Annotated in this window: 18 protein-coding genes; 12 read left to right on the forward strand and 6 right to left on the reverse strand. The window is 37.0% G+C overall.

What is annotated here, in order from left to right:
- Positions 1-44 precede the first annotated feature (44 nt).
- From GYY69_RS11120 to GYY69_RS11135, 4 genes are all read right to left on the reverse strand, one after another.
- Positions 45-659 (reverse strand): DMSO/selenate family reductase complex B subunit, encoded by a 615-nt coding sequence (locus GYY69_RS11120; protein WP_174797740.1) that lies wholly within the window; start codon positions 657-659, stop codon positions 45-47.
- Between the two features lie 16 nt (positions 660-675).
- On the reverse strand, positions 676-3,117 hold the full coding sequence (locus GYY69_RS11125; protein ID WP_174797741.1) for a DMSO/selenate family reductase complex A subunit: 2,442 nt from the start codon (positions 3,115-3,117) through the stop codon (positions 676-678).
- A gap of 360 nt (positions 3,118-3,477) precedes the next feature.
- Positions 3,478-4,827, reverse strand: coding sequence for a hypothetical protein (locus tag GYY69_RS11130; RefSeq protein ID WP_174797742.1), 1,350 nt, complete (start codon positions 4,825-4,827; stop codon positions 3,478-3,480).
- A gap of 532 nt (positions 4,828-5,359) precedes the next feature.
- Positions 5,360-6,862 carry a hypothetical protein gene (locus GYY69_RS11135; RefSeq protein ID WP_174797743.1) on the reverse strand — a complete coding sequence of 501 codons (1,503 nt, stop codon included), beginning with the start codon at positions 6,860-6,862 and terminating at the stop codon, positions 5,360-5,362.
- Positions 6,863-7,158: 296 nt separating this feature from the next.
- Between GYY69_RS11135 and parE the strand changes: the two genes are divergently transcribed.
- From parE to GYY69_RS11195, 12 genes are all read left to right on the forward strand, one after another.
- Positions 7,159-9,048 (forward strand): DNA topoisomerase IV subunit B, encoded by a 1,890-nt coding sequence (gene parE, locus GYY69_RS11140; protein ID WP_174797744.1) that lies wholly within the window; start codon positions 7,159-7,161, stop codon positions 9,046-9,048.
- Positions 9,049-9,075: 27 nt separating this feature from the next.
- Entirely contained in the window at positions 9,076-11,304 is a 2,229-nt protein-coding gene (gene parC / locus GYY69_RS11145) for a DNA topoisomerase IV subunit A (protein WP_174797745.1), read from the forward strand.
- A 1-nt stretch (position 11,305) separates the two neighbouring features.
- On the forward strand, positions 11,306-12,151 hold the full coding sequence (gene djlA, locus GYY69_RS11150) for a co-chaperone DjlA (protein ID WP_174797746.1): 846 nt from the start codon (positions 11,306-11,308) through the stop codon (positions 12,149-12,151).
- A gap of 11 nt (positions 12,152-12,162) precedes the next feature.
- Positions 12,163-13,608 carry a TrkH family potassium uptake protein gene (locus tag GYY69_RS11155; protein ID WP_174797747.1) on the forward strand — a complete coding sequence of 482 codons (1,446 nt, stop codon included), beginning with the start codon at positions 12,163-12,165 and terminating at the stop codon, positions 13,606-13,608.
- Between the two features lie 142 nt (positions 13,609-13,750).
- Positions 13,751-15,325, forward strand: a complete 1,575-nt coding sequence (locus GYY69_RS11160; protein ID WP_174797748.1) for a TerC family protein — start codon at positions 13,751-13,753, stop codon at positions 15,323-15,325.
- A 195-nt stretch (positions 15,326-15,520) separates the two neighbouring features.
- On the forward strand, positions 15,521-16,831 hold the full coding sequence (locus GYY69_RS11165; RefSeq protein WP_174797749.1) for an NCS2 family permease: 1,311 nt from the start codon (positions 15,521-15,523) through the stop codon (positions 16,829-16,831).
- Positions 16,832-17,139: 308 nt separating this feature from the next.
- Positions 17,140-17,514, forward strand: coding sequence for a 30S ribosomal protein S12 (gene rpsL, locus GYY69_RS11170; protein WP_034883792.1), 375 nt, complete (start codon positions 17,140-17,142; stop codon positions 17,512-17,514).
- A 100-nt stretch (positions 17,515-17,614) separates the two neighbouring features.
- The gene (gene rpsG / locus GYY69_RS11175) at positions 17,615-18,085 is read left to right on the forward strand and encodes a 30S ribosomal protein S7 (RefSeq protein WP_034915550.1); all 471 of its coding nucleotides are present in this window, start codon (positions 17,615-17,617) and stop codon (positions 18,083-18,085) included.
- 114 nt (positions 18,086-18,199) lie between these two features.
- The gene (fusA, locus tag GYY69_RS11180) at positions 18,200-20,302 is read left to right on the forward strand and encodes an elongation factor G (protein ID WP_065638791.1); all 2,103 of its coding nucleotides are present in this window, start codon (positions 18,200-18,202) and stop codon (positions 20,300-20,302) included.
- A 68-nt stretch (positions 20,303-20,370) separates the two neighbouring features.
- On the forward strand, positions 20,371-21,555 hold the full coding sequence (gene tuf / locus GYY69_RS11185; RefSeq protein ID WP_065582082.1) for an elongation factor Tu: 1,185 nt from the start codon (positions 20,371-20,373) through the stop codon (positions 21,553-21,555).
- Positions 21,556-21,992: 437 nt separating this feature from the next.
- Positions 21,993-22,955, forward strand: coding sequence for an aldo/keto reductase (locus tag GYY69_RS11190; RefSeq protein ID WP_174797750.1), 963 nt, complete (start codon positions 21,993-21,995; stop codon positions 22,953-22,955).
- 440 nt (positions 22,956-23,395) lie between these two features.
- A complete protein-coding gene (locus tag GYY69_RS11195) occupies positions 23,396-23,893 on the forward strand; it encodes a hypothetical protein (protein WP_174797751.1) in 498 nt (165 codons plus the stop codon).
- 335 nt (positions 23,894-24,228) lie between these two features.
- Here GYY69_RS11195 and GYY69_RS11200 read toward each other — a convergent pair whose 3' ends face one another.
- Together GYY69_RS11200 and GYY69_RS11205 are read right to left on the reverse strand one after the other, a co-directional pair.
- On the reverse strand, positions 24,229-25,215 hold the full coding sequence (locus tag GYY69_RS11200) for a putative type VI secretion system effector (protein WP_174797752.1): 987 nt from the start codon (positions 25,213-25,215) through the stop codon (positions 24,229-24,231).
- Between the two features lie 37 nt (positions 25,216-25,252).
- Positions 25,253-26,050 (reverse strand): hypothetical protein, encoded by a 798-nt coding sequence (locus GYY69_RS11205; protein ID WP_174797753.1) that lies wholly within the window; start codon positions 26,048-26,050, stop codon positions 25,253-25,255.
- Positions 26,051-26,205: the final 155 nt, after the last annotated feature.

Genomic DNA, 26,205 nt, shown 5'->3' on the forward strand with positions numbered 1-26,205 from the left:
TCTAAAACCGTAAAAAAACACTAGTGGTAAGTTGCGCATATTACTTATAACTCCTCAGGATTGAGTACTTTACCTAAAGTATTGCCAGACGCCTTGGCTTGCGCATGGGGTTTTATCACTATATTGGGTTTAGTGAGTTGCGAACTTGGTAGTGGTGCAATATCACATTTATGACCATGATGCTGACGTAGTTTGTCAATTTCGTCAAAATCTAAGGCTCTTTGTGGACACGATTCAACGCAAACAGGTTTTAATCCCTCAGCAACACGTTCATAGCAGCCATCACATTTTGACATGACCTGTTTTTGATGATCAAATTGCGGTGCACCATAAGGGCAATGGATTTCACAATTTCGGCAACCGATGCAAATATCTTGATTAACAACAACTAAGCCATCTTGTGATCGTTTATGCATTGCACCTGTAGGGCAACCCTGTACACAAGCAGGCTCTTGGCAATGATTACATGAGATGGATAAATAGTAGGTAAAAGTATCGTTTTGCCACATACCATCAACTTGCTGCCAAGTACCTCCGCCATACTCGTAAACACGGCGAAAATGAACACCTAATGCATTATCTTTTTCGTCTTTACAACTGAGTTGGCAAGTTTTGCAACCGGTGCATTTTGAAGAATCAATATAAAATCCATATTGCATTTTTATTATCCGTTGTTTAATTTATGATGTTTAATAATGGTTTGACTTCAACCAAATTGGTATGCTGGGGATTCGCTTTTGCAAGTACTGTTGGACGCAATGATGTTAAGCGATTAATACAACCGCCAATATCAATCCCTACCTCATTGGTTTTTGCCCACATCCCTTGCGGAATAGCAATGACACCCGGTAATATCCTGGGTGTGACTTTAGCAGGAATAGAAAGCCGACCGCGGTTGTTATAAACCTCAACTAACTGGCCATGTTTTATTTGCCTTTGCTCAGCATCTAATGGATTAATCCAAAGACTATTAGCAACCGCTTCGCGCAGTTGCGGTAAATTACTGTAACTGGAATGGCATTGCCCTTTGGTATGAAAACCGATAAGTTGCAACGGATATTTTTTACGTTTGAGTTTATCTTCACTGCCTTCAATCGCTGGTAAATACGCCGGAATGGGGTAGAGTATATCGTCTGCATCAAGTTCCCATTCATTGGCTATGTTAGCTAGCGCTTCAGAATAGATCTCAATTTTTCCGGACGGCGTATTTAATGGATTTTTAATTGGATCATCTCTAAAGGCTTTTAATCCAATTTGAGTATCACTATCAGCAAGTTTACGATCAATTACTCCCATACCGTCAGTATCGGCAAAAGGGGGTAAATGAGGTTCACGTTTTCGTAACTGCTCATAACAATACGCTATCCACTCATCTTGACTACGGTTTTCTGTAAATTTATCTTTTACGCCCATTTTCTCGGACAGTTCGGTTAACACATCATACGCTGATCGGTTTTCCCAAAGTGGCTTAATTGCGCGTTGCATACGAATAAGATAGCTATACGCACCAGATGAATAAGAATTATTAATTAAATCAGTATTTTCAACTGATGAAACATCCGGTAACAATAAATCGGCATATTTGGCTGATGCGGTCATATGCGTATCCCAAACAACAATAAATTCACATTTAGACTCATCTTGTAAAATTTGATGGGTATAATTAAGATCTGAATGCTGATTTCCCATTACATTACCAGCGTAATTCCAAATAAATTTAATGCCAACATCCAGCTTATCTTTACCTTTTAGGTAAGCATTTTTAGCTGTCATGTTTGGGCCATCTGCAATTGCTTTCGTCCACAAAAAGAAAGGTATGCTAGTTTTTACTGGATTTGGCAAATTAAAGCTAGGTATCGGATAAACAATACTACCACCCCACGTGCCGATATTGGTACCCGGCTTACCAAATTGACCGGTTATAATGGGTAAAATCATAATAGCTCGAGCGGTATGTTCGCCATTTTGCCAACGCTGTACACCATAACCTTGCGAAATCCAAGCAGCCTTAGCATTGATAATCTCCATCGCTAATTTACGAATTTGTACAGCCGGAATACCGGTTTTTTTAGCGGCCCATTCTGGTGTTTTAGGCGTTCTGTCATAGCCTAATCCTAAAAGGTAAGATTTATAGTCACTATAAGGTGGCGCACTATCAGGTAAAGAATCGGCACTCCAACCAATACAATATTGATTAAGCATGTTTTCATCAATGCGATCTTGCTCAAGTAATGTATAGCCAATTGCGGCAACTAATGCGGCATCGGTACCGGGAATAATTGGGATCCACTCGGCATTATAAGCCACCACGCTTTCGCTATGACGCGGATCAATAATAATCACCCGTGCGTTGCTCTGTTCTAATGCATGAAAAAGCTCTGTAACTTGCCCTCCACCTGACATTCGAGTTTCGGCAATATTATGCCCAAACATCACAACTAAATCGGAATGCTTTATTTGATCAAGCAAAGAATCCTTAGCATTACCAAAAATATAAGGTCGAATAGCCGAAATTTGCCCACTGGAATAATCACCATGATAATTTAAAAAACCACCAATCGTACTTAAAAAACGCTGACATGCATTACGACCTGAAAGATTAGCACCGATTGTTCCTGAACCATATTGGTAATAAATCGCCTCGTTGCCATACCGATTAATAGTATATTTCAATTTATCTGCCAGTAAATTAATCGCCTCGCTCCATGAAATACGTTTAAATTTACCTTCACCACGTTGACCAATGCGTAGCATAGGATATTTTAAACGATCTGGATCATAAGTTCGCCAACGAACAGATCTACCGCGAAGGCAAGGGCGGATTTGATGTAAACCAAAAACGGCATCATTTACCCCATCTTCTGACGCTATTTTAGTAATAATATCGTTTTTAACATGGACTTTTAAAGGACAGCGACTACCGCAGTTAACTAAACACGCACTATAAACAATTTTTTCTTCATCGGTGGGATTTGAAATTGTACTATTAGCATTAGTACTTGGTTCAACGTAGGAAAAAGGTAATTGTATATTATTAGTCAGGGCAGCTACATCATCAATTGTTATCGGTTTTTGTAAAAAATCGCATTTGCTTGTTTTATTCTGTAATTTACTCACATCATTCCCTAATGTTGATATGAAATTATGTTGATAATAATACTAAAAGATGAATAAACAAACTAAAAACGAAAAGTGCTATTAAATTAATCAAAATTCAATGGAGCAATGATTAAGTAGATAGGTTAGCAATATATAATGTCAATATTTTATCCACCACATTATAAATATTTTGATATCAAATTTTTTAAAAAAGTAAAATACTATGCCATTTGTTATCTAAGAAGTCACTATCAAAAATTTAATATTATAGGGACTTCTTTTTTATCTTTATTAACAAGCATTTTTAAATTTGCTGTATAAATCCAAAGGAACAAAATTTATTCACATTATTCTTATGTAAATAAATTTATTAAGCGTTTACCAAGCAACACAAGCAACCCTATCACTAGAATTATTCCAGAAGTGAATATCTACATCACCCAATCGAGCGAAAACATTGTATCTTCTACCTTCTTGAGAGACATCTGTTACCCAATAGTCACCTGAATCCCAACCTGCATCACGATAATCATAAATAATTCCCCATTCACTAAACAACCCTCCAACCCATTGAGAATTATTCCAATAACTAATTCTACGTTGATACGTATTTCCTTGTCCTGGCACCCCTAAATTCCAATCATAACCATTTGCATTTGTATAATCTTGTGCTGCAGGGACAAAATACGTTTGTGGTGAGGAAAGATTTTTACAAAACGAAACCGCATTATCGTAATGCTGACCTGTATCTCCTGATTTTACGATAAACCAACGATCTATTTTAAATTGATATATCAAGTTTTTTGCCATATCACGATAAAGTTCAAATCTTGCTGGTTTAAACATTTTATTCATCGAGTCTTTTGTTGGTCCTTTTAAGGTCACCCGAACAACATTTTCGTCTAATGCATTATTTTCAGCAGTTAATGACAGAGTAATCCCCATACCTGATACTGGCCTTACTATACTGCCATTGATAGCAATCATTTGTCTTGCAGTCATACCTGCAAGTATTAATTTAAAATATAAATTATTTGCTCCAGTTGTAGGGAAATTCTTTGATGCATCGCTAAGGCTTTGTAATTTAAATCCATCATTTTCACTCCACTGTTCTTTTGGACCCGCATATACGCCCGTACCATTGTTTAAATTAGGTTGAGCATAGCACACTAAAGGTATATCAATCTTTGGTTTAATGTAATATGAGTGGCTAGATCCAGAAAAATGGCTCCCTTTTGGTATACCATACGGTGTCCATAACTCAGCATCAGTTGCTGTTAATGTTAGTTTATAAGGTGCATTACAAATATTTAATAGTTTATTTGGGTGTGCTTTAACCTCATCAGTAATATCTTCGCCTTTTTTATTTTGCCACTTAATCGTTAAGCTACCTGTTGCATTCACACGCCCATCACCATCATCGTCTTTCCCATAATTATATGGTTCTCCAACCAACTCAGCTAGGTTAATGCGTGGGTAGTTTGCCACAGGTACTATTGTTTGCACACTCTCAAACGTATCAGCTTTATTCGGTAACTCAATAGGGTTGATTTCGCTTGAAAAATCTATTATACCACTAGGATATAACCCATTGTTTATACCCTGTGGAATATAGCTTTTATTATTTGATAACGTTATGCTTAACAATTCTTCTAAACTCTCTGTTTTCGTAATTCCACCATCCAAAGTTAAATACGGTGCACTACCATGTATGACTTGATTTGTCATTGTCGACAAGGCTATCGCATTATTAGCAGATAGAAGAAGATAAATACAAATAAATAGAGTTAAATGTAAAGAGAAAAATTTTAGAAATGAAAGATGACACTTATATGAGGTATAAAATAACTTTTTCAGACAATTGAAAAAAAGTTTTAAATAATTAAAAAGCGGCGATATTTGAGAAATTGAATGTTTTGGTTGTTGAAGAGTGTTATTAGACGACATTATACCGTTACCTATTCTATTTTATATAGTTTATGATTTTTTTTATTTTAAAAATAAATAGTTAAATTATTTTCAACCATTTGCTAATAATGTTTTTGTGGTGCTAATGTTAAAAAATATCACTTTTGAGTAGTAATACTGTTCTAATTTTAAACAAAAAGCAATGTTGTTTAAAGAAAAACCGCTTTTTTTTTGGTTAAGATTTGTAAAGATCTATTTATAAGATACTACTCAGATAATCCCAATCTTTATTAAAAATTGAGATTATCTATATGCAACCCATTTAATAACGGGTAATCTAACACGCGTTATTTTAAGGCGTTACACATGCTGCCACGGCGTAGGTGTAGATATTATTATTTGAGGTGGTAATATCTCCATATGGAGAGACTATATATCCGTCAGATGCCCAATATTGGTCATCGCTCCAATCGTCATTTCTATGGCGATTATTGTAGGTAAATTCTCCCCATTCATTAAATAAACCGCCTATCCACTTGTCATCAATTTTGTAACTTAGTTGTCTTAGGCTTTCATTTCCTTGTCCCGGCTCGCCCCACTGCCAAGAAGAGTTATTCGCATTGGTATAGTCCCCAACACTAGGTATACGATAATCGTTACCTAAACTATTACAGAATATTTCAGCTTCAGCATAGGAACCATCATTAGAATCATCTGGATTGGCAATATACCAGCGTTCTATTTTAAAGCTATAAAGCAATTTATTGTGGCTACCATCGGCGTAAAGCTTAAATAAAGAGGGATTAAAACTTTTGTTACTCGAATCTTTATTTGGACCTTTTAATGTTATCTTTAATAGCTCTTGATTATAGCCATCCCATCCTTGACCTGTTTCTGCACTTAATAATAATGTCACAGATTGACCACCACTTACTGCTGACACTGTTGTACCATTCGCATCAATGATTTGCTTTGGTGTGATACCGCCTAACAGTAAACGGAAACTGAGTTCATTTGATCCCGTTGTCGGAAAGTTTTGCTTGGGGTCATCAATTTTTTTCACCTGAAAGCCAAGACCTCTGCTCCAGTTTGTACCTTCCATACCATACAGAGCCGGAGGTTGTGCATAACAAACACGTACTCCATTTGTCACTTTAAACCTGTACAGTTGCCAAGCATTCGGTAAGATCCTTGTCCTTGGTACGCCATATTGAGTTGATAGTTGAGGGTTGGTTAAGTAAAGTTCTAACTGATAGGGGGCCGAGCAGGGGTCAAAATTACTTGTAGTATCTGTAATATAGTTATCATTTACATCATACCAAGCAAGTTCTAGAAGACCTGTTATACTGACATTCCCATCGCCATCATCATCTGACCAATAGCCATTTTTACCTATTAAATCGTTTAAATTAATACTTGAATCAGATAGAGGCACTAGTGTTTGGATACTATCAAAAGTGTTTGCATTGCTTGGCAACTCAATTGGTTCATACCCATTTATGACTACTTCAGCATTTGGATATAGATTTGACTTCCCACCATCTGGCACATATTCACGCCCATCAGGGAGTCTGATGCCGAATAACGCTTTAATATCGCTTTTGGTTGCACCACCATCAAAAGTAAGATAAGGTGCATGACCGTGTATCACATCTGCTGTTGTGGCCGATAACGCACCTGCATAATGACTACGGAATGTCATGAAAAATAGAATCGGTATAATATAATGTAATACTGGTTTTGTTTTACAATAATACCAATAAAAAAGGCAAAATATCGAAACAAAAAATAAAACGACCAAATGCTTATAATTGTGGCTTACTTGCCACGACAGGTAAGTGACTATTTCTAACATTATTCATTTCCTTTCCATATGCGGATTTCATTATTTATGTTTGTTTTTTATTAAAAAATCAAAATAAAATCATTAAGTAAACGCTAATAAACAATCAATATCAGGGTGAATTATAAACGATTTTGTGTTTTTAGTAATAAATTTTTATCTTACCTCCTTAAAAAATCGTATTATTTAGCTTACCTAATTAATAGCGGATCTCATCACTTGTTAAAGTGCCTTTACCATTGACCTTGGTCTTATTGTTCAAAGGTTGGTATAATAGCCGCCATTTATTCGAGTAATATAGAAACATTATGTCGCAATCCACTTATAATGCCGTTGATATTGAAGTATTAAAAGGGCTAGATCCTGTTCGTCATCGTCCAGGAATGTATACTGACACAAGTCGCCCAAACCATCTAGGGCAGGAAGTCATTGATAACAGTGTCGACGAGGCCATCGCTGGCCATGCTCGTCAAATCAAGGTAACTCTTTATGAAGATAATTCACTAGAAGTCATTGATGATGGGCGAGGAATGCCTGTTGATATTCATCCGGAAGAAGGCGTGCCTGCAATTGAGCTATTACTTTGCCGTTTACATGCTGGTGGTAAATTTTCGAACAAGAATTACCAATTTTCGGGTGGTTTGCATGGTGTGGGTATTTCGGTGGTCAATGCGTTATCTAAACGCGTTGATGTGACCGTTCATCGTGATGGTCAAGTGTACGAAATAGCTTTTGAAAACGGCAATAAGGTTGAGGATCTGCATGTTACTGGTACGTGTGGGCGACGTAATACCGGTACCAAAGTGCATTTTTGGCCAGACGAAAAATATTTTGATTCTCCAAGATTTTCTGTCCTACGTTTGTCTCATCTTCTTAAAGCCAAAGCCGTTCTTTGCCCAGGTCTTGATATTATTTTTAAAGATAAAATCAACAAAACCGAACAACGCTGGTGTTATCAAGATGGCCTAAAAGACTATTTAATGGAATCTGTTAGTGGTTACCCACTATTACCACAAATCCCTTTTACTGGCAGCCATATTGGTGAAACAGAAGCCGTAGAGTGGGCACTAGTTTGGATGCCCGAAGGTGGAGAACTATTGACTGAAAGTTACGTTAACTTAATTCCAACGATACAAGGTGGTACGCATGTTAATGGTTTACGTCAAGGTTTGTTAGACGCAATGCGTGAGTTTTGTGAGTTTCGCAATTTGTTACCGCGAGGCTTAAAATTAACTGCCGATGATATTTGGGAACGCTGTGCTTATGTTATTTCGGTTAAAATGCAAGAACCTCAATTTGCAGGTCAAACTAAAGAGCGATTATCATCACGCCAGAGTGCGGCATTTGTGTCGGCAATTGTGAAAGATGCGTTTAGTCTTTGGTTAAATCAACATGTGCAAATAGCTGAATTATTAGCTGAAATGGTGATTTCCAGTGCGCAAAAACGCTTAAAAGCCTCAAAAAAAGTTATCCGCAAAAAGCTAACTAGTGGCCCTGCACTACCGGGTAAGCTGGCTGATTGTTCATCGCAAGATTTAAGCCGTACTGAACTTTTTTTAGTGGAAGGGGACTCGGCTGGCGGTTCAGCTAAACAGGCTCGAGACCGTGAATTTCAAGCCATTATGCCGCTTAAAGGTAAGATTTTAAATACTTGGGAAGTGTCATCCGACGAAGTATTAGGATCTCAAGAAATTCATGATATTTCAGTGGCAATAGGTATTGATCCAGATAGCAATGATTTGAGCCAATTACGTTATGGTAAAATTTGTATTTTAGCCGATGCTGACTCGGATGGATTACATATTGCCACCTTACTTTGTGCGTTATTTGTTCGTCATTTTCGTACCATGGTTGAGCATGGGCATGTTTTTGTTGCTATGCCTCCACTTTATCGTATCGATCTAGGAAAGGAAGTCCATTACGCCTTAGATGAAGAAGAAAAAGAAGGTATTTTAGAGCAGCTTAAACGTAAAAAAGGCAAACCAAATGTACAGCGTTTTAAAGGATTAGGGGAAATGAACCCTCTGCAACTACGTGAAACAACGATGGATCCCAATACACGCCGTTTAGTACAGCTATCGCTTGATGATAGTGAGCAAACGATGGCATTAATGGATATGCTACTTGCCAAAAAACGCGCAGAAGATCGCCGCGAATGGCTACAAGAAAAAGGCGATCAAGTTGAACTTGATGTCTAACAAACAGAATGATTTAGAGGAACAATAATGAGTGATATAACTCATGACGGAGTAGAAGTCCAGTCGCTACGTACCTTTACCGAAAGCGCTTATTTAAACTACTCAATGTATGTCATTATGGATCGCGCACTACCGTTTATTGGTGACGGTCTTAAACCCGTGCAACGACGTATTGTCTATGCCATGTCAGAACTAGGTTTAAATGCGCAAGCAAAATTTAAAAAATCAGCACGTACTGTAGGGGATGTGCTTGGTAAATATCATCCTCATGGTGATAGCGCCTGTTATGAAGCTATGGTCCTCATGGCACAACCATTTTCATATCGCTATCCATTAGTTGATGGACAAGGTAACTGGGGGGCACCAGATGATCCTAAATCATTTGCTGCTATGCGCTATACCGAATCACGCTTATCGAAATATGCTGAATTATTATTAGGTGAGTTAGGGCAAGGAACGGTTGATTATACGCCAAATTTTGATGGTACTTTACAAGAGCCGAAAATGTTACCAGCCAGACTACCGAATATTTTATTAAATGGTACAACGGGGATTGCGGTTGGTATGGCAACCGATATTCCTCCACATAATATTCGTGAGGTGGCGAATGCGGCAATTATGTTGGCAGACAATCCAAATGCAACTTTAAGCGAAGTAATGGCTCACATACAAGGGCCTGATTTTCCGACCGAAGCTGAGATTATTACGCCACCTGATGATATCGCGAAAATCTATAAAACAGGGCGTGGCTCAATTCGTATGCGTGCGGTTTGGAAAAAAGAAGATGGAGATATTGTGATTACAGATCTCCCTCATCAAGTGTCAGGCGCTAAAATCCTAGAACAAATTGCTTCTCAGATGCGAGCTAAAAAGCTACCTTTAATTGAAGATTTACGCGATGAGTCGGATCACGAAAATCCAACTCGTTTAGTGATTGTGCCACGTTCAAATCGAGTCGATTTAGAACAAGTGATGAATCATCTATTTGCAACCACCGATCTCGAAAAAAGTTATCGCGTTAATATGAATATGATTGGGCTTGATAATCGCCCGTCAGTCAAAGGTTTGGTTGAAATTCTCACTGAATGGCTTGAATATCGTAAAAACACTGTCACTCGTCGCCTAAATTATCGTTTAGATAAAATTTTAAAAAGACTACATATCCTTGATGGTTTATTGATTGCATTTTTAAATATTGATGAAGTGATCGAAATTATTCGCAACGAAGATGAACCGAAACAAGAATTAATTAGCCGTTTTGCATTAACCGATATTCAAGCCGAAGCGATTTTAGAGTTAAAACTCCGTCATTTAGCCAAACTTGAAGAAGTACGTATTAAAGGTGAACAAAGTGAGCTTGCAAAAGAGCGTGATCATCTGCAAGCTTTGTTAGCTTCACCTAAAAAACTGAGTAATTTAATTAAAAAAGAGTTACAAGAAGATGCAAAAAAATATGGTGATAAGCGTCGCTCACCGATTGTTGAGCGCAGTGAAGCTAAAGCTATTAGTGAACAAGAGTTAACACCATCCGAACCTGTTACTGTTATTTTGTCTGAAATGGGCTGGGTTAGAACCGCTAAAGGTCATGACATTGATGCTACAGGTTTAAGCTATAAAGCGGGTGATAGCTTTAAAGTCGCCGCGAAAGGAAAAAGCAATCAGCCAGTTATCTTTATCGACTCAACAGGTCGTAGTTATGCTATAGAGCCAAATACCTTACCATCTGCCCGAAGCCAAGGTGAACCATTAACTGGTAAACTAGCGCTACCTGCGGGCGCAACGGTTGAACATGTGCTGATGTGTCAAAATGATAATCAAAAATTTCTAATGGCATCCAGTGCAGGTTATGGTTTTATTTGTCAATTTAATGATTTAGTTGCCCGCAACCGCAACGGTAAGGCGGTTATCAATTTGCCAAATAATGCAAAAATACTCACACCTATGGAAATTCTATCTGAAGATAGTTTACTGCTGTCTATTACTCAAGCAGGTCGAATGCTCATCTTTCCAGTAAAAGATTTACCAGAACTTGCCAAAGGTAAAGGAAATAAAATTGTGTCGCTATCTGGCGCAGATGATAGTCTTTCTTATATGATATTCATTACCTCAGAGGCATCAGTGACTTTGTATGCAGGAAAACGTAAACTGACACTCAATCCTGCTGATTTACAAAAATTTAGAGCAGAACGAGCACGCAAAGGCACAGCGTTACCACGAGGTTTACAAAAGATAGATAAGATTGAGGTGAACGAATAATATGTCTTTTATCTGGGCGATGATTACTGGCTTTGTATTAAGTATTGTATTAAAAACGGGATGGGGGTTTTTATTTGGGTTATTTATTGGTCCAATGCTTTACCAAGCATTTTGCAATAAATTAACCGAACAAAAAACCAAAGCAAACCCAGAACTTTACTTAACGGTTGTTTTTGAAGTCCTTGGTCATTTAAGTAAAGCAAAAGGTGTTGTCACTCAAGATGATATTAATCTGGCTAGCCAATTCATGGACAGATTACAACTGGATCGAAATAGTCGAAAACTAGCACAAGACTCATTTAATCGAGGCAAAGCCAGTGACTATCCACTCAGGTCTCGTTTAGCTGAGCTATATGCACAATATCGTTACCGACGTAATGTGTTAAATATTTTTTGTGAGCAATTGATCCAAGCGGCATTAGTTGATGGAATTTTAGATGAAAAAGAGCAACAAATTCTTTTTATTGTAGCTGAAGAATTTAATATTCCACGTCAACAAATGGCAATATATATTCAAATGATGATGGGTAGTTACCATTTTCGTTATAATAGTTATAACAACCAACAAAATCAGCGGGATCAATATCAACGTAGTAATCATTATGGTGGTTATCAAGGCCGATCGACGCAATCAGATCTACAAAATGCTTACAGAATTTTGGGTATTGACTCATCTGCTGAAATCTCAGAAATCAAAAGAGCTTATCGTAAATTGATGAATGAACATCATCCAGATAAATTAGTATCTAAAGGTTTACCAAAAGAAATGTTGGAAGCTGCCAAAAAACGTGCACAAGAAATTCAAGCTGCTTATGATCTTATCAAAACAGCTCGTGGTTTTAAATAGAGACTATTATTATGCATTGGCGATCAATCCTTCGCATTATTGGGCTATTAATTGCCCTGTTATCGATATTTATGCTACTACCAGCTCTTATTGCTTTAATCTATCGTGACGGCGCTGGTGCAATCTTTGTTCGATCATTTTTTGCTGCATTGATATTAGGATGTTTATTATGGCTACCTAATCGCCACCATCGCCATGAACTGAGCACGCGTGAAGGCTTTTTTATCGTCGTACTATTTTGGGTTGTGCTTGGTACAATCGGTGCCTTTCCTTTTATTTTTGATACGCATATTAATTTAAATTTAACCAATGCTTTTTTTGAATCGTTCTCGAGCCTAACCACTACGGGCGCCACAACAATTGTTAAGTTAGATCATCTACCTAAAGCTCTACTTTTTTACCGCCAATTACTGCAATGGCTTGGTGGTATGGGGATTATTGTCTTGGCTGTCGCCATCTTACCATTGTTGGGTGTAGGGGGCATGCAACTTTATCGCGCTGAAATCCCCGGCCCACAAAAAGACAGTAAAATGCGTCCTCGCATTGCCGAAACCGCAAAAACACTTTGGTCAATTTATATTTTGCTGACAACACTTTGCGCTATTTGTCTTTGGCTGGCTGGCATGAATGTATTTGATGCTGTATCACATAGCTTTTCGACAATATCAATGGGAGGATTTTCAACTCACGACGATAACCTTGCTTACTTTAATAGCGCCACAATCAATTACATTGTTACTCTCTTTTTAATCTTATCGGGTTGTAACTTCGCGCTTCATTTTGCCGCATTAAGTGGATTTTCAATTAAAGTTTACTGGCGAGATCAAGAATTTAGAACTTTTGTTTTTATTTTAGCTGTTTTAATTGCAATCTGTGCGTTTGGCATTTATTTTTATCAACCAGAACGGAAATTAAGTATCGATAAAATAGTACTGCAAGTTGTATCGATAACGGCAACGGTTGGATTTACGGTTGATGATATTAATACATGGCCTTCATCATTACCGATTTTTTTACTGTGTGCTTCATTTATTGGTGGTTGTGCAGGTTCAACTGGCGGTGGCTTAAAAGTAGTTCGAGTTCTGCTGTTGTTTATGCAAGGGTCGCGTGAATTAAAGCGTTTAATTCATCCAAATGCTATCTATACTTTAAAATTAAATAATCGAGTAGTGCCTGAACGTATTATTGAAGCTGTTTGGGGATTCTTTTCGGCATATGCGTTAGTCTTTTTAGTTAGCTTATTTGCTATTATGGCAACCGGCATTGATACTACAGATTCTTTTTACATTGTTGCCTCATCACTGAATAATTTAGGGGTCGGCCTTGGTAGTGTGAGCGATAATTTTGCTAGTGTGAGCGATATAGTAAAGTGGGTAATGGTTGTCGATATGTTATTTGGGCGGTTGGAAATCTTTACACTATTGGTTTTATTTACGCCTACTTTTTGGCGAAGCTGATTTTATACTAAAACACATACTTTCCTGAAAGTTTTTGACAAAATACGTAATTTTTATAAATATTTTATTGATTATTTGCTCAATTACAGCCAGAATTACAACGCAGCATGTGCTGTATTTATTAGAGGTAATCACCTGACATATGGAATGGATCATGGATCCTACAATTTGGATTGGCTTATCCACTCTGGTTGTACTTGAAATCGTCCTTGGCATTGATAACATTGTTTTTATTGCCATTCTTGCCGAGAAACTTCCTCCCCAACAACGAGATAAAGCACGCGTTACTGGTCTCGCTTTCGCATTAATTACACGCGTTTTATTGTTAATGTTCACGGGATGGTTAGTTACGCTCACCACGCCGTTATTTTCAATATTCGGAATCAACTTTAATGCACGCCAACTGATTATGTTAATCGGCGGGGTATTTTTACTATTTAAAGCAACCATGGAACTCAATGAACGCCTAGAAGGCTCATCTCATGAAGATGGTAAACCGAAAAAAACGTCTCATTTCTGGACTGTTGTTGCGCAAATTGTGGTATTAGATGCCGTCTTCTCACTTGACTCAGTTATTACTGCTGTTGGTATGGTTGAGCATATTCCTGTGATGATTATTGCGGTATGTATTGCAATAGGTATTATGATGGTTGCGAGTAAACCTCTGGCTAATTTTGTCAACGCTCACCCAACTATTGTTATCCTCTGTTTGAGTTTTTTATTAATGATCGGTTTTAGTCTCGTTGCCGAAGGTTTTGATTTTATGATTCCGAAAGGTTATTTATATGCGGCTATCGGCTTTTCAATTATGATTGAGTTTTTCAATCAATTAGCTATTTTTAATCGTCGCAAAGCATTAAACAAAAAACCATTACGCGAACGCACAGCTGAAGCAATTTTACACCTATTAAAAGGGGATGCTGAAGAAGATCCAGATAGTCACACTACTGATGTGGCATCAGATACTCATAAAAAAGCTCCGGTGTTTAATCATCAAGAGCTGAGCATGGTTGAACGAGTTCTTGGACTGGCACAACGTTCAGTCAGTAGCATTATGACATCTCGACTTGACGTTGATATGGTTAATATTAATGACGATCGTGACGCTATTATAAAAGAAATTTTTGATAATCCTCATTCACGTTTAGTAGTCACCGATAATGATTCAATTGATGAGCCTTTAGGTATTATCCAAGTCAATGATCTTTTAAAAGATGTGCTGCAAAGTGAAGCACCAATTGATATTCACTCACTTATCAAACAACCTTTAATCTTTCCAGAAACGGTATCGTTACTGGTTGCACTAGAACAATTTAAAAAGGCTAAAACGCATTTTGCTTTCGTAGTTGATGAATTTGGTTCAATGCAAGGGGTTGTCTCGGTAACAGATATTATCGAAACCATTGCTGGTGATTTCCCGACCGAAGAAGAGGAAATTGATGCCAAACATGATATTCAATGCCTTGGTGATAATAGTTGGATGGCTAATGGTTACATTCCTGTTGAAGAACTAGTGCGTTTTGTGCCAATTGCCCTTGATGATAAGCGTGAATATCATACCTTGGCTGGGCTGTTAATGGAAAAAGCGCAGCATTTACTCAATGTTGGCGAAACATTACAAATCGGCGATTATTTATTTGAAGTCGCCGAAATAGAAAGCCACAGAATTCTTAAAGTAAAAATCACGTTAAACAAACTTGATTCTGTAACGTTATAGTATAGTGCAGCGAAATAACTAGAATAACGCTTGACCAAAATAAATAACTGGCAATAATAAAGCAGTAAAATTTCTGTTTATTTGAAGATGTGGGGCAACAGCTCTTCATCTTTTTTATTTTTACCTCTTGGTAAAAATAGATAGCACTCAATAAACTTTTATTCTTGCTTATCAATCTAAATTAGGCCTTAACTTATGAATTCAATATTTGAAAAAATATTTCAGCTGAAAGAGAAAAAAACAACTGTCGGTACCGAAATTATCGCTGGTTGTACCACTTTTTTAACAATGGTTTATATCATCTTCGTCAATCCATCCATCTTATCTGCAACTGGAATGGATACTTCTGCTGTTTTTGTATTAACCTGTGTGGTTACTGCCTTTGCGACGATTCTAATGGGTTTATTTGCCAATTTACCGATTGCATTAGCGCCTGCGATGGGACTTAATGTCTTTTTCGCCTATGGTATATGCGGTGCAATGGGCTACTCTTGGCAAGTCGGCATGGGCGCCATATTTTGGGGCTCTTTAGCCTTTTTTGCTTTGTCACTTTTTAAAGTCCGTCATTGGTTAATTGAGCATATTCCACAATGTTTACGCATAGGCATTAGTGCCGGTATTGGGCTATTTATTGCTTTTATGGGTTTTCAAAATATGGGGATTGTAGTTGCATCTCCTTCGACACTCTTAACAATGGGTAATATCTTATCGCTGAAAGTTTTATTGGGATCGCTTGGTTTCTTCATCATTGTTATTTTAGCAGCTCGTAACTTTCATGCAGCCGTATTAGTTTCGATTTTAGTCGTAACATTACTGGCATTATGGCTTGATCCTAATATTAGTTACCAAGGTATTGTGTCTATGCCACCAAGTGTGACTAGCGTTGTTGGTCATGTTGATCTAGCTGGCTCGCTTAATATCGGCATCATGGGTGTTATTTTTTCGATAATGATTGTCAGCCTATTTGATTCATCAGGCACTATTTTAGCATTAACTGATAAAGCTGGAATCAGTGACGAAAAAGGTCGATTCCCCAAAATGCGCCAAGCGCTATTGATCGATAGTTTTAGTTCATCTTTAGGAGGATTATTTGGCACATCATCAGTGTTAACCTATATCGAAAGTTCAGCTGGTATTTCAGTGGGGGGGCGAACAGGATTAACCGCGGTTGTAGTGGGTTTATTATTCTTAATCGTGACATTTTTATCGCCACTTGCTCATTTAGTACCAAGTTATGCAACATCTGGCGCACTTATCTTTGTTGGGATCTTAATGGTTTCAAGCTTAGTTAAAGTTAACTGGTCTGACTTAACTGAGGCGACGCCAGCCTTTATTACCGCAATCATGATGCCATTTGCCTTTGCCATTACTGAAGGTGTTGCACTTGGTTTTATCTCTTACGTGGTATTAAAAACCTTTACGGGTAAATTTAAGCAATTAAATCTGTGTGTGATTATATTTGCTGTACTATTCGCTTTAAAATTTATTTTTATCGATCACCACTAAAAAATAATACCCCATCGTTACTTACGGTGGGGTATATAGCAATTAGCAAAACAGCTAGTATATGTCTGGATATACTTATTACCCGTTTTAAAATTTACCGGTTTTTCTTCATTAAAATAGCGACCACCTTCTACAAATAATTAACGCCAAGATCAAGCACTTATTGATAGCAAAAACTTGACATTATCTCCTCTGGGGTCTAGAATCTTGCGACCCAAAACTTATATACATAGGTTTTGGTCTACAGTTATTAATTACGTATCTAAAAAGCAATTTTAAATTTATTTTAATTAATCAGGAGCTTATTAATGGCAACAATTAATCAGCTGGTACGCAAACCAAGAGCACTAAAGGAAGCGAAAAGTAACGTTCCTGCGCTTGAAGCATGCCCGCAAAAACGCGGTGTTTGTACTCGTGTTTACACAACTACACCGAAAAAACCAAACTCAGCATTACGTAAAGTATGTCGTGTACGTTTAACCAATGGTTTTGAAGTGACTTCTTATATCGGCGGTGAAGGTCATAACCTACAAGAACATAGCGTAATTTTAATCCGTGGTGGTCGTGTTAAAGACTTACCGGGTGTTCGTTATCACACTGTTCGCGGTGCACTAGACTGTGCAGGTGTTAAAGACCGTAAACAAAGCCGTTCTAAATACGGTGTTAAACGACCTAAAGCTTAATGGGACTCCGTTAAGTAAGGCCAAACTATATAATTCCATTTAACTCATTTGAGTTTTGGGTAAACCTGAAAAATTTATAACATATAAACGGAGTATTCCAATGCCACGTCGTCATGTTGTCGGTCAAAGAAAAATTCTTCCTGATCCGAAGTTCGGTTCAGAGTTACTGGCGAAATTTGTAAATATTTTAATGATAGATGGTAAAAAATCTATCGCAGAATCAATCGTATATTCAGCTCTTGATAAATTAGCTGAGCGTAGTGGAAAAGACCACTTAGCAGCTTTTGAAGTTGCACTAGATAACGTAAGACCAACTGTAGAAGTTAAGTCTCGTCGCGTTGGTGGTTCTACATACCAAGTTCCTGTTGAAGTGCGTCCAGTTCGTCGTAATGCACTTGCAATGCGTTGGATTGTAGATGCTGCACGTAAACGTGGCGATAAATCAATGGCTTTACGCCTAGCGAATGAACTGATGGATGCTTTTGAGAACAAAGGTACCGCTGTGAAAAAACGCGAAGATGTTCATCGTATGGCTGAAGCTAATAGAGCGTTTGCACACTATCGTTGGTAATATTCGCACTTGTATTTATATAAGTGACTTGAATTAGGACTGATAGCCCTTATTTGCTATCAGTCAACCAAAATGATGTTTTATTAAGCAAGCGATTCTAAACAGAGGATTAATATGGCTCGTACAACCCCTATAGCACGCTACCGTAATATCGGTATTAGTGCACATATTGACGCAGGTAAAACAACAACGACTGAACGTATTTTGTTTTATACTGGTGTAAGTCACAAAATTGGTGAAGTTCATGATGGTGCAGCTACCATGGACTGGATGGAACAAGAACAAGAACGTGGTATTACTATCACATCTGCTGCAACAACTGCATTCTGGTCTGGTATGGGCCAACAATTTGAACCACACCGTATCAACATCATCGACACCCCGGGACACGTTGACTTTACAATCGAAGTTGAACGTTCTATGCGTGTTCTTGATGGTGCAGTAATGGTTTACTGTGCAGTTGGTGGCGTGCAACCACAATCTGAAACTGTATGGCGTCAAGCAAACAAATATAAAGTTCCACGTATTGCATTTGTTAACAAAATGGACCGTATGGGTGCTAACTTCCTACGTGTTGTTGATCAAATCAAAACTCGTTTAGCAGCAGTACCTGTTCCTTTAGTTTTACCAATCGGTGCAGAAGAAGGATTTACTGGTGTTGTTGATTTACTTAAACGTAAAGCAATCAACTGGAATGATGCTGATCAAGGCGTAACATTCACTTATGAAGATGTACCAGCAGATATGGTTGAAGAAGTCGAAGAATGGCGTTCTTTCTTAATTGAAACTGCTGCTGAAGCAAGTGAAGAGTTAATGGAAAAATACCTTGGTGGTGAAGAGTTAACTGAAGAAGAAGTGAAAGCAGCATTACGTGAACGCGTACTTGCTAATGAAATCATCTTAGTCACTTGTGGTAGTGCCTTTAAAAATAAAGGTGTTCAATTCATGCTTGATGCGGTTATTGAATATTTACCAGCACCAACTGATGTACCAGCAATCAAAGGTGAATTACAAAACGGTGAAGCTGCAGAACGTCATTCAAGTGATGATGAACCATTCTCATCATTAGCATTCAAAATTGCAACAGACCCATTTGTTGGTAACTTAACATTCTTCCGTGTTTACTCTGGTGTGGTTAACTCTGGTGATACTGTTCTTAACTCTGTTAAAGATAAAAAAGAACGTTTTGGTCGTATCGTTCAGATGCACGCTAACAAACGTGAAGAAATTAAAGAAGTCCGCGCTGGTGACATCGCTGCTGCAATCGGTCTTAAAGATGTAACTACAGGTGATACACTTTGTGCGGAAAGCGCACCAATCATCCTTGAAAGAATGGAATTCCCTGAGCCAGTAATTTCGGTTGCTGTTGAACCAAAAACCAAAGCTGACCAAGAAAAAATGGGGCTTGCTTTAGGTCGACTAGCACAAGAAGACCCTTCATTCCGTGTTCACACAGATGAAGAATCAGGTCAAACCATTATTTCTGGTATGGGGGAGCTTCACTTGGAAATCATCGTTGACCGTATGAAACGTGAATTTAAAGTGGAAGCAAATGTAGGTAAACCACAAGTTGCTTACCGTGAAACAATTCGCAATGAAGTAGAACAAGAAGGTAAATTTGTTCGTCAGTCTGGTGGTCGTGGTCAATATGGTCATGTATGGTTAAAAATCAAACCATTAGAGGCGGGTGGCGAAGGCTACAAATTCAACAATGAAATTGTTGGTGGTGTGGTTCCTAAAGAATACATTCCTGCAGTTGATAAAGGTTGTCAAGAACAGATGAAAAACGGTGTTCTTGCTGGTTACCCAATTGTTGATGTTGAAGTCACTATCTTTGATGGTTCTTACCATGATGTTGACTCATCAGAAATGGCATTTAAAATTGCCGGTTCAATGGCATTTAAAGACGGCTTCATGAAAGCTAAACCTGTGCTTTTAGAACCGATTATGAAAGTAGAAGTTGAAACTCCAGAAGATTATATGGGTGATGTTATCGGTGACTTAAACCGTCGTCGCGGTATGATTGAAGGAATGGAAGATACTGCAACTGGTAAAACAGTTAAAGCACAAGTTCCACTTTCAGAAATGTTTGGTTATGCAACAGACCTTCGTTCACAAACTCAAGGTCGTGCTTCTTACTCAATGGAGTTCTTGAAGTACAATGAAGCACCAACAAATATTGCAACCGCAATTATTGAAGCTCGTAAAGCAAAATAATTTTATCTAAATAAAGTAACACTTCCCTTAATAGCATAGGGGAAGTGATTTAATAAAGGAACATTAAGATGTCTAAAGAAAAATTTGAACGTACAAAACCCCACGTTAACGTTGGTACAATCGGCCACGTTGACCATGGTAAAACAACTTTAACTGCGGCAATTACTTCTGTACTTGCTAAAAAATACGGCGGTCAAGCGCGTGCATTCGATCAAATCGATAACGCACCAGAAGAAAAAGCACGTGGTATCACCATCAACACTTCACACGTTGAATATGACACACCAACTCGTCACTACGCACACGTAGACTGCCCGGGCCATGCTGACTATGTTAAAAACATGATCACTGGTGCGGCACAAATGGACGGTGCTATCTTAGTCGTAGCTGCAACAGATGGTCCTATGCCACAAACTCGTGAGCACATTCTTTTAGGTCGTCAAGTAGGTGTTCCTTACATCATCGTATTTTTAAACAAATGTGATATGGTTGATGACGAAGAGTTATTAGAATTAGTTGAAATGGAAGTACGTGAACTTCTATCTCAATATGATTTCCCAGGTGATGATACACCAGTGATTCGTGGTTCAGCGTTAAAAGCGTTAGAAGGCGAAGCAGCATGGGAAGACAAAATTGTTGAATTAGCTGAAGCATTAGACAGCTATATCCCAGAGCCAGAGCGTGATATCGACAAACCATTCCTATTACCAATTGAAGATGTATTCTCAATTTCAGGTCGTGGTACAGTAGTAACAGGTCGTGTTGAACGAGGTGTTATCAAAGTTGGTGAAGAAGTTGAAATTGTGGGTATCAAACCGACAACTAAAACCACTTGTACTGGTGTTGAAATGTTCCGTAAATTACTTGACGAAGGTCGTGCGGGTGAAAACGTTGGTGTATTACTACGTGGTACAAAACGTGAAGAAATCGAACGTGGTCAAGTACTTGCAAAACCAGGTTCAATTACACCACATACTGATTTTGAATCAGAAGTGTATATCTTAAGCAAAGATGAAGGTGGTCGTCATACTCCATTCTTTAAAGGTTACCGTCCACAGTTCTACTTCCGTACAACTGACGTAACAGGTACTATCGAATTACCAGAAGGTGTAGAAATGGTAATGCCTGGTGATAACATCAAAATGACAGTATCATTAATTCACCCAATTGCGATGGCAGAAGGTTTACGTTTTGCGATTCGTGAAGGTGGTCGTACTGTTGGTGCTGGTGTTGTTGCTAAAGTTATTAAGTAATTTAACTTGCTACCATAAAGCGCAGCTATTGATGCGCTTTATCATCAGTAAAAAAGGTGCGCATTGTGCGCCTTTTTTATTTTCTCATCAATAATCTCATCTATTTTTAGACTAAATTAGCTAGCTGAATTATATTGCTTTGCTCAAGTACTGTGAAATGCTACATTTCAGGTCTATTACATTAAATATTTATTAATATGGTTCCTCCAGTATCTAATGCTTATATTTAGCGCGTTGATTGATAACCTAAAAGTAATTTTATAACTTAAAATTATGCATGAGCTTACTATTAATGAATTTAATTCAGGATACTATCAACTAATACCTTATTTATCTCAACGAATATAGCGTTTACAATAAACTCAGCAATAGAGGGTTATTGGCTTATTAGAAGTATAAAGTTTATTCGAATTCATTAATTAGCAAGAGAGGATTTTATGGAATATCTACAACTTGGCAATTCTAATATTCAAGTATCTCGTATTTGTTTAGGGTGTATGAGCTTTGGTGATCCAGCCAGTAAAATGCATCCATGGACACTTAATCCTGACCAGAGTGAAGTAATTATCAAACATGCGCTAGATTTAGGTATTAATTTTATTGATACAGCAAATACTTATTCAGCCGGTACAAGCGAAGAATATTTAGGGAGAGCAATTAAAAAAAACATAGCCCGCGAAAAAGTTATCCTTGCAACTAAAGTCTATTTTAATGAGGGACATCTTTCCAAAGCAGCGATTGAAAGAGAAATTAATGGTTCTCTTAAACGACTTGGTACTGACTATATAGATTTATATATCATTCATCGTTTTGATTATACAACACCAATAGAAGAAACAATGGAGGCATTACATAATCTTGTCAAAGCAGGTAAAGTGAGAGCATTAGGGGCTTCCGCCATGTATGGTTATCAATTTTATAACATGCAACTTGTGGCTAAACAAAATGGTTGGACACCTTTTGTTTCGATGCAAAATCACTATAACTTACTGTATCGAGAAGATGAGCGAGAGTTAATTCCTATCTGCCAACAATTTAACGTCTCCTTAACACCATATAGCCCTCTGGCTGCTGGTAGGCTCACTCGTTTAGAATGGCAAGCGAATACATTACGCAGTAAAACCGATCAGATTGCTATCGCCAAATATGATAGCACGCAAAAAATGGATGCTATTATTGTGCAAAGAGTCAATGAACTTGCCAAAAAATATGGTGTAACAATGACTCAAATAGCGTTAGCTTGGCAATTTGCTAAGGGGATCACCTCACCAATTATTGGCGCAACTAAAACCAAGTATCTAGATGATGCTGTTGGCTCACTGAAGATCTCATTATCGAAAGAAGATATCATATATTTAGAAGATCAATATATGCCACATCGTATTGTTGGTGCGATTTGATTGGTGAGATGGGGGTGAGTTGTGCTTTTGCAAAAAGCAGATATAAAAATACAATATAATCAATGTTATTTATTAACTTGTCCAAAAATGAGGCTATTTTTGTTGGGTAGATAGATTGAGTGGCTTGTAGCTCTTCTGCCCAATTTTTACTTGCATAGATGGGCACTACAACTTTTTATGATTTTTTGCTGAAGCTATTATTTTAAACTTAGTTCAGCAAACTAGTTTAAGTTTACGATGTTTCGCTTAGAATTCTTTTAAACCTTTGATATCTGCGTGTTGCATACCGCCGTATTTTTGTCACTATTTATAAAAAATTGAATTGATCATGCCGTATTTATGGCAAAGTGATCCTTTCCAATAAAAGTAAAGTATAATCAACATGGTGTACATACTCCTAAAAATATGAAGAGAATTACAAATGCTAAAGGCAGAAAATAATGTCATTATATTTACAAGAAAAATTGAAATTATCAGTTATTGAAAAAGAAAAAAAGGCAATTGTTCAAAATATCTCAAATAAATTACGGATTGATAGTGATTCAATAACGTTTCAATCGCATAATTATAATGTTTTTTTGTCAAAATTTATTGATAAGATTGAATATCAGCTTGTTGATTTATCAGTAAATGAAAATTTATTATTTAACCGATTTTGTGATTTTTTGAGTAGTATTAATAATAATGATTTAGTAGCTTTCCAAATTATAACTTGTAATACATATTATTATTTAAAATTGCATATTAATAATATTAAGCAAAATCCAACATTATTTTGGAATATGAAAGTAAAGAATAGTAACAAGAAGCTAGAGTGTTTGCTAGTTGCCATAAATAACTCTTTTGGGTTTTCAATTTTACCAACAGAGCATTTTTATGAATTAAGAATATGGAATGATAATAATCATATTATGGAAAATCGTAAATATTTAAAATAATAATATAGAAATTATAAAGTTTAAGTAGTAGGTACTATTATAGCTTGATTAATTTCTTTATCTTCACCGCCCCAGATAGCTATGAACCACTAGACGCAAATGATAACCAAGAATAACAGATTCGCTCCTTCTATACCGATCTGAATGGTTGTCAGGAAGCGCTGATGGATAAAATGGCAAAATATTATGAGAATACAGCTATCAGCTCTGGGGTAGACGAATTCAGGAAATTGGTTAAGAACCAATAGAGCAGATCAAACATAACTAATGACAAACACGGGATTTTGCCCGTGTTTTTGTTTCCAGAACTGAATAAAACACTCAACAACTAACCATTATTGCCCATGGCTGTCATCGTGGTTTTCGGTATGAATAACGTTAATATAGCTAGGGATGGCTGGCGTATTAACATAAAAGAATGCCCATTGAATCCCGTCTATTTTTTTGGTTTGACGTAAATATTGTTTTAGTAATATATCTTCCTGAGAATCATCTTCTGATTGCTGATGTATATAATGATCAATAAACTCATTATATGTATCTTCATCAGTCGCTAAATATCCATTGTGATTTTCACAATATTGTTTATATAAATCGAATAATTTGTCGACAAAAACATTATATTCTTTTTCAATATCAAACGTTTTAGGATTACTATACCCCAAAGTCGCAAAAATCTTATCAGCAATAGCAGAACCGGATTTTGATTTTTTTAATGCAGAAAAGACTAGATAACCAGGTAAAAGAAATAATAATCCCATAGCAGCCATAAGAAGTAGCGAAAAATCATTTTTAGAAAAGGCCATTACTACAAAATAAAAGAAAGTAAATACCCCCAATCCTCCAGCACCAATAAAGAAAATGCGCGGTAAAATAGGTATATTTAGTTTTGAATTGCCAGCTTCTGTTCCCTCTGTTGCATAAGGATGTAACCATAAAAGCTTATCGGCAGGACGGCGTAATGCATAAGCAAAATAGCTTCCACCAGCTAGTGGATCAACAACCGCCTCCACGTAGTCTCCCTCATTAAAAAAGGTTCGACAAAATGCGCCTTCAATCACCTTATCACCTAATTTACAGCAAAAATACTGCTCAATATCGGCTGTATCGTAATCAATGTTTTGAATTTTTGCTGCATTTATTTTCATACTATTAGCCATAGAAACTAAATCTAAATGCCCTATTGTGAGTAAATTGACATCAGGGCGTCCAGCTAGTTTGCGAGCATTAAGATAACTTTCTTGCGTGTCATAGACCTCCAGATCGGTGATATAACCAGTAATAATTTGGTAATAATGGTTATCGCCTATATTCTGTTCCATATTTTTTATTCCTTATATTTATCTGTTCAATTATTTGTTATTTTTTGTTTCGTTCATCAATGACTTTAACCCAATTAGGTAAAGTTGGCGTTCTACAGTAGTAATCTGTTAATGCTTTAAATTTTTTTAACTTTTCAAAGTCAGGGGTCTGTGGATCGTTAAATATTTCAGGGTCATTGATTCGATACAATTTTTTAAAGCGTTCCTTTTCTTTTTCAGAATCATATTTCCACGGTTTTTCATACCCCAAACAGGCATAAATTTGATTGGAAATAAAAGAGTATCCTCCTCCACCCATCAAAAAAGCAGCAATAATTGCAATGATCCAACCCAAAAAACTGTATTTAAATATGTTAAAAATATAATTTAATGAACAACCGTTAAATAGTTCAATAATTAACAAAAAAAGCAGGATAACAACGGCAAATATCGTCATCAAAATAAAACTAACTTTTAAAAGTGCGAACGTTGTTAAACCAATATTTTGCGGGAAAATTATCGCATGTTGTTTTGGAATTCGTACTGCATAAGGCTGGTAAACATCATTTTTTTGTGGCTTAACAAGCATTTCAACATAATCGCCATCATTAAAACCAATCGTGTTAAGTCTTCCCTCTACTTTTTTATTGCCGATATGGCAACAAAAGTGTTGCCCTTTTAAAGGTGGGCGGCAACAAATAAAAAAGCAAATAAATGCTATAATTGAACAAAACACCGCATAAAGATCTTTTTCTATTCGATCCGTCGCCGTCAGCTTAGTGTCAGTTTCTTGGTTATTTTGGCTTACCGTTAAACAACTGACTGTTCCTTTTAATAAACAAAAATCATTCTTCACAAATCACTCTCATTAATTAATTCATTGATTATTATTAAATATTATTTTTGAGATATCAATCTTATCTTTTAATCCACTATCAAGAGAAGTTATCAAAAAAACATAATTCTAATCATATTAAAAATATCAATCAACTAAAAAAGATATTTGAAGTT

The organism is Gilliamella sp. ESL0250 (assembly GCF_013345045.1).
In the GTDB taxonomy this organism is placed as follows: domain Bacteria; phylum Pseudomonadota; class Gammaproteobacteria; order Enterobacterales; family Orbaceae; genus Gilliamella; species Gilliamella apicola_H.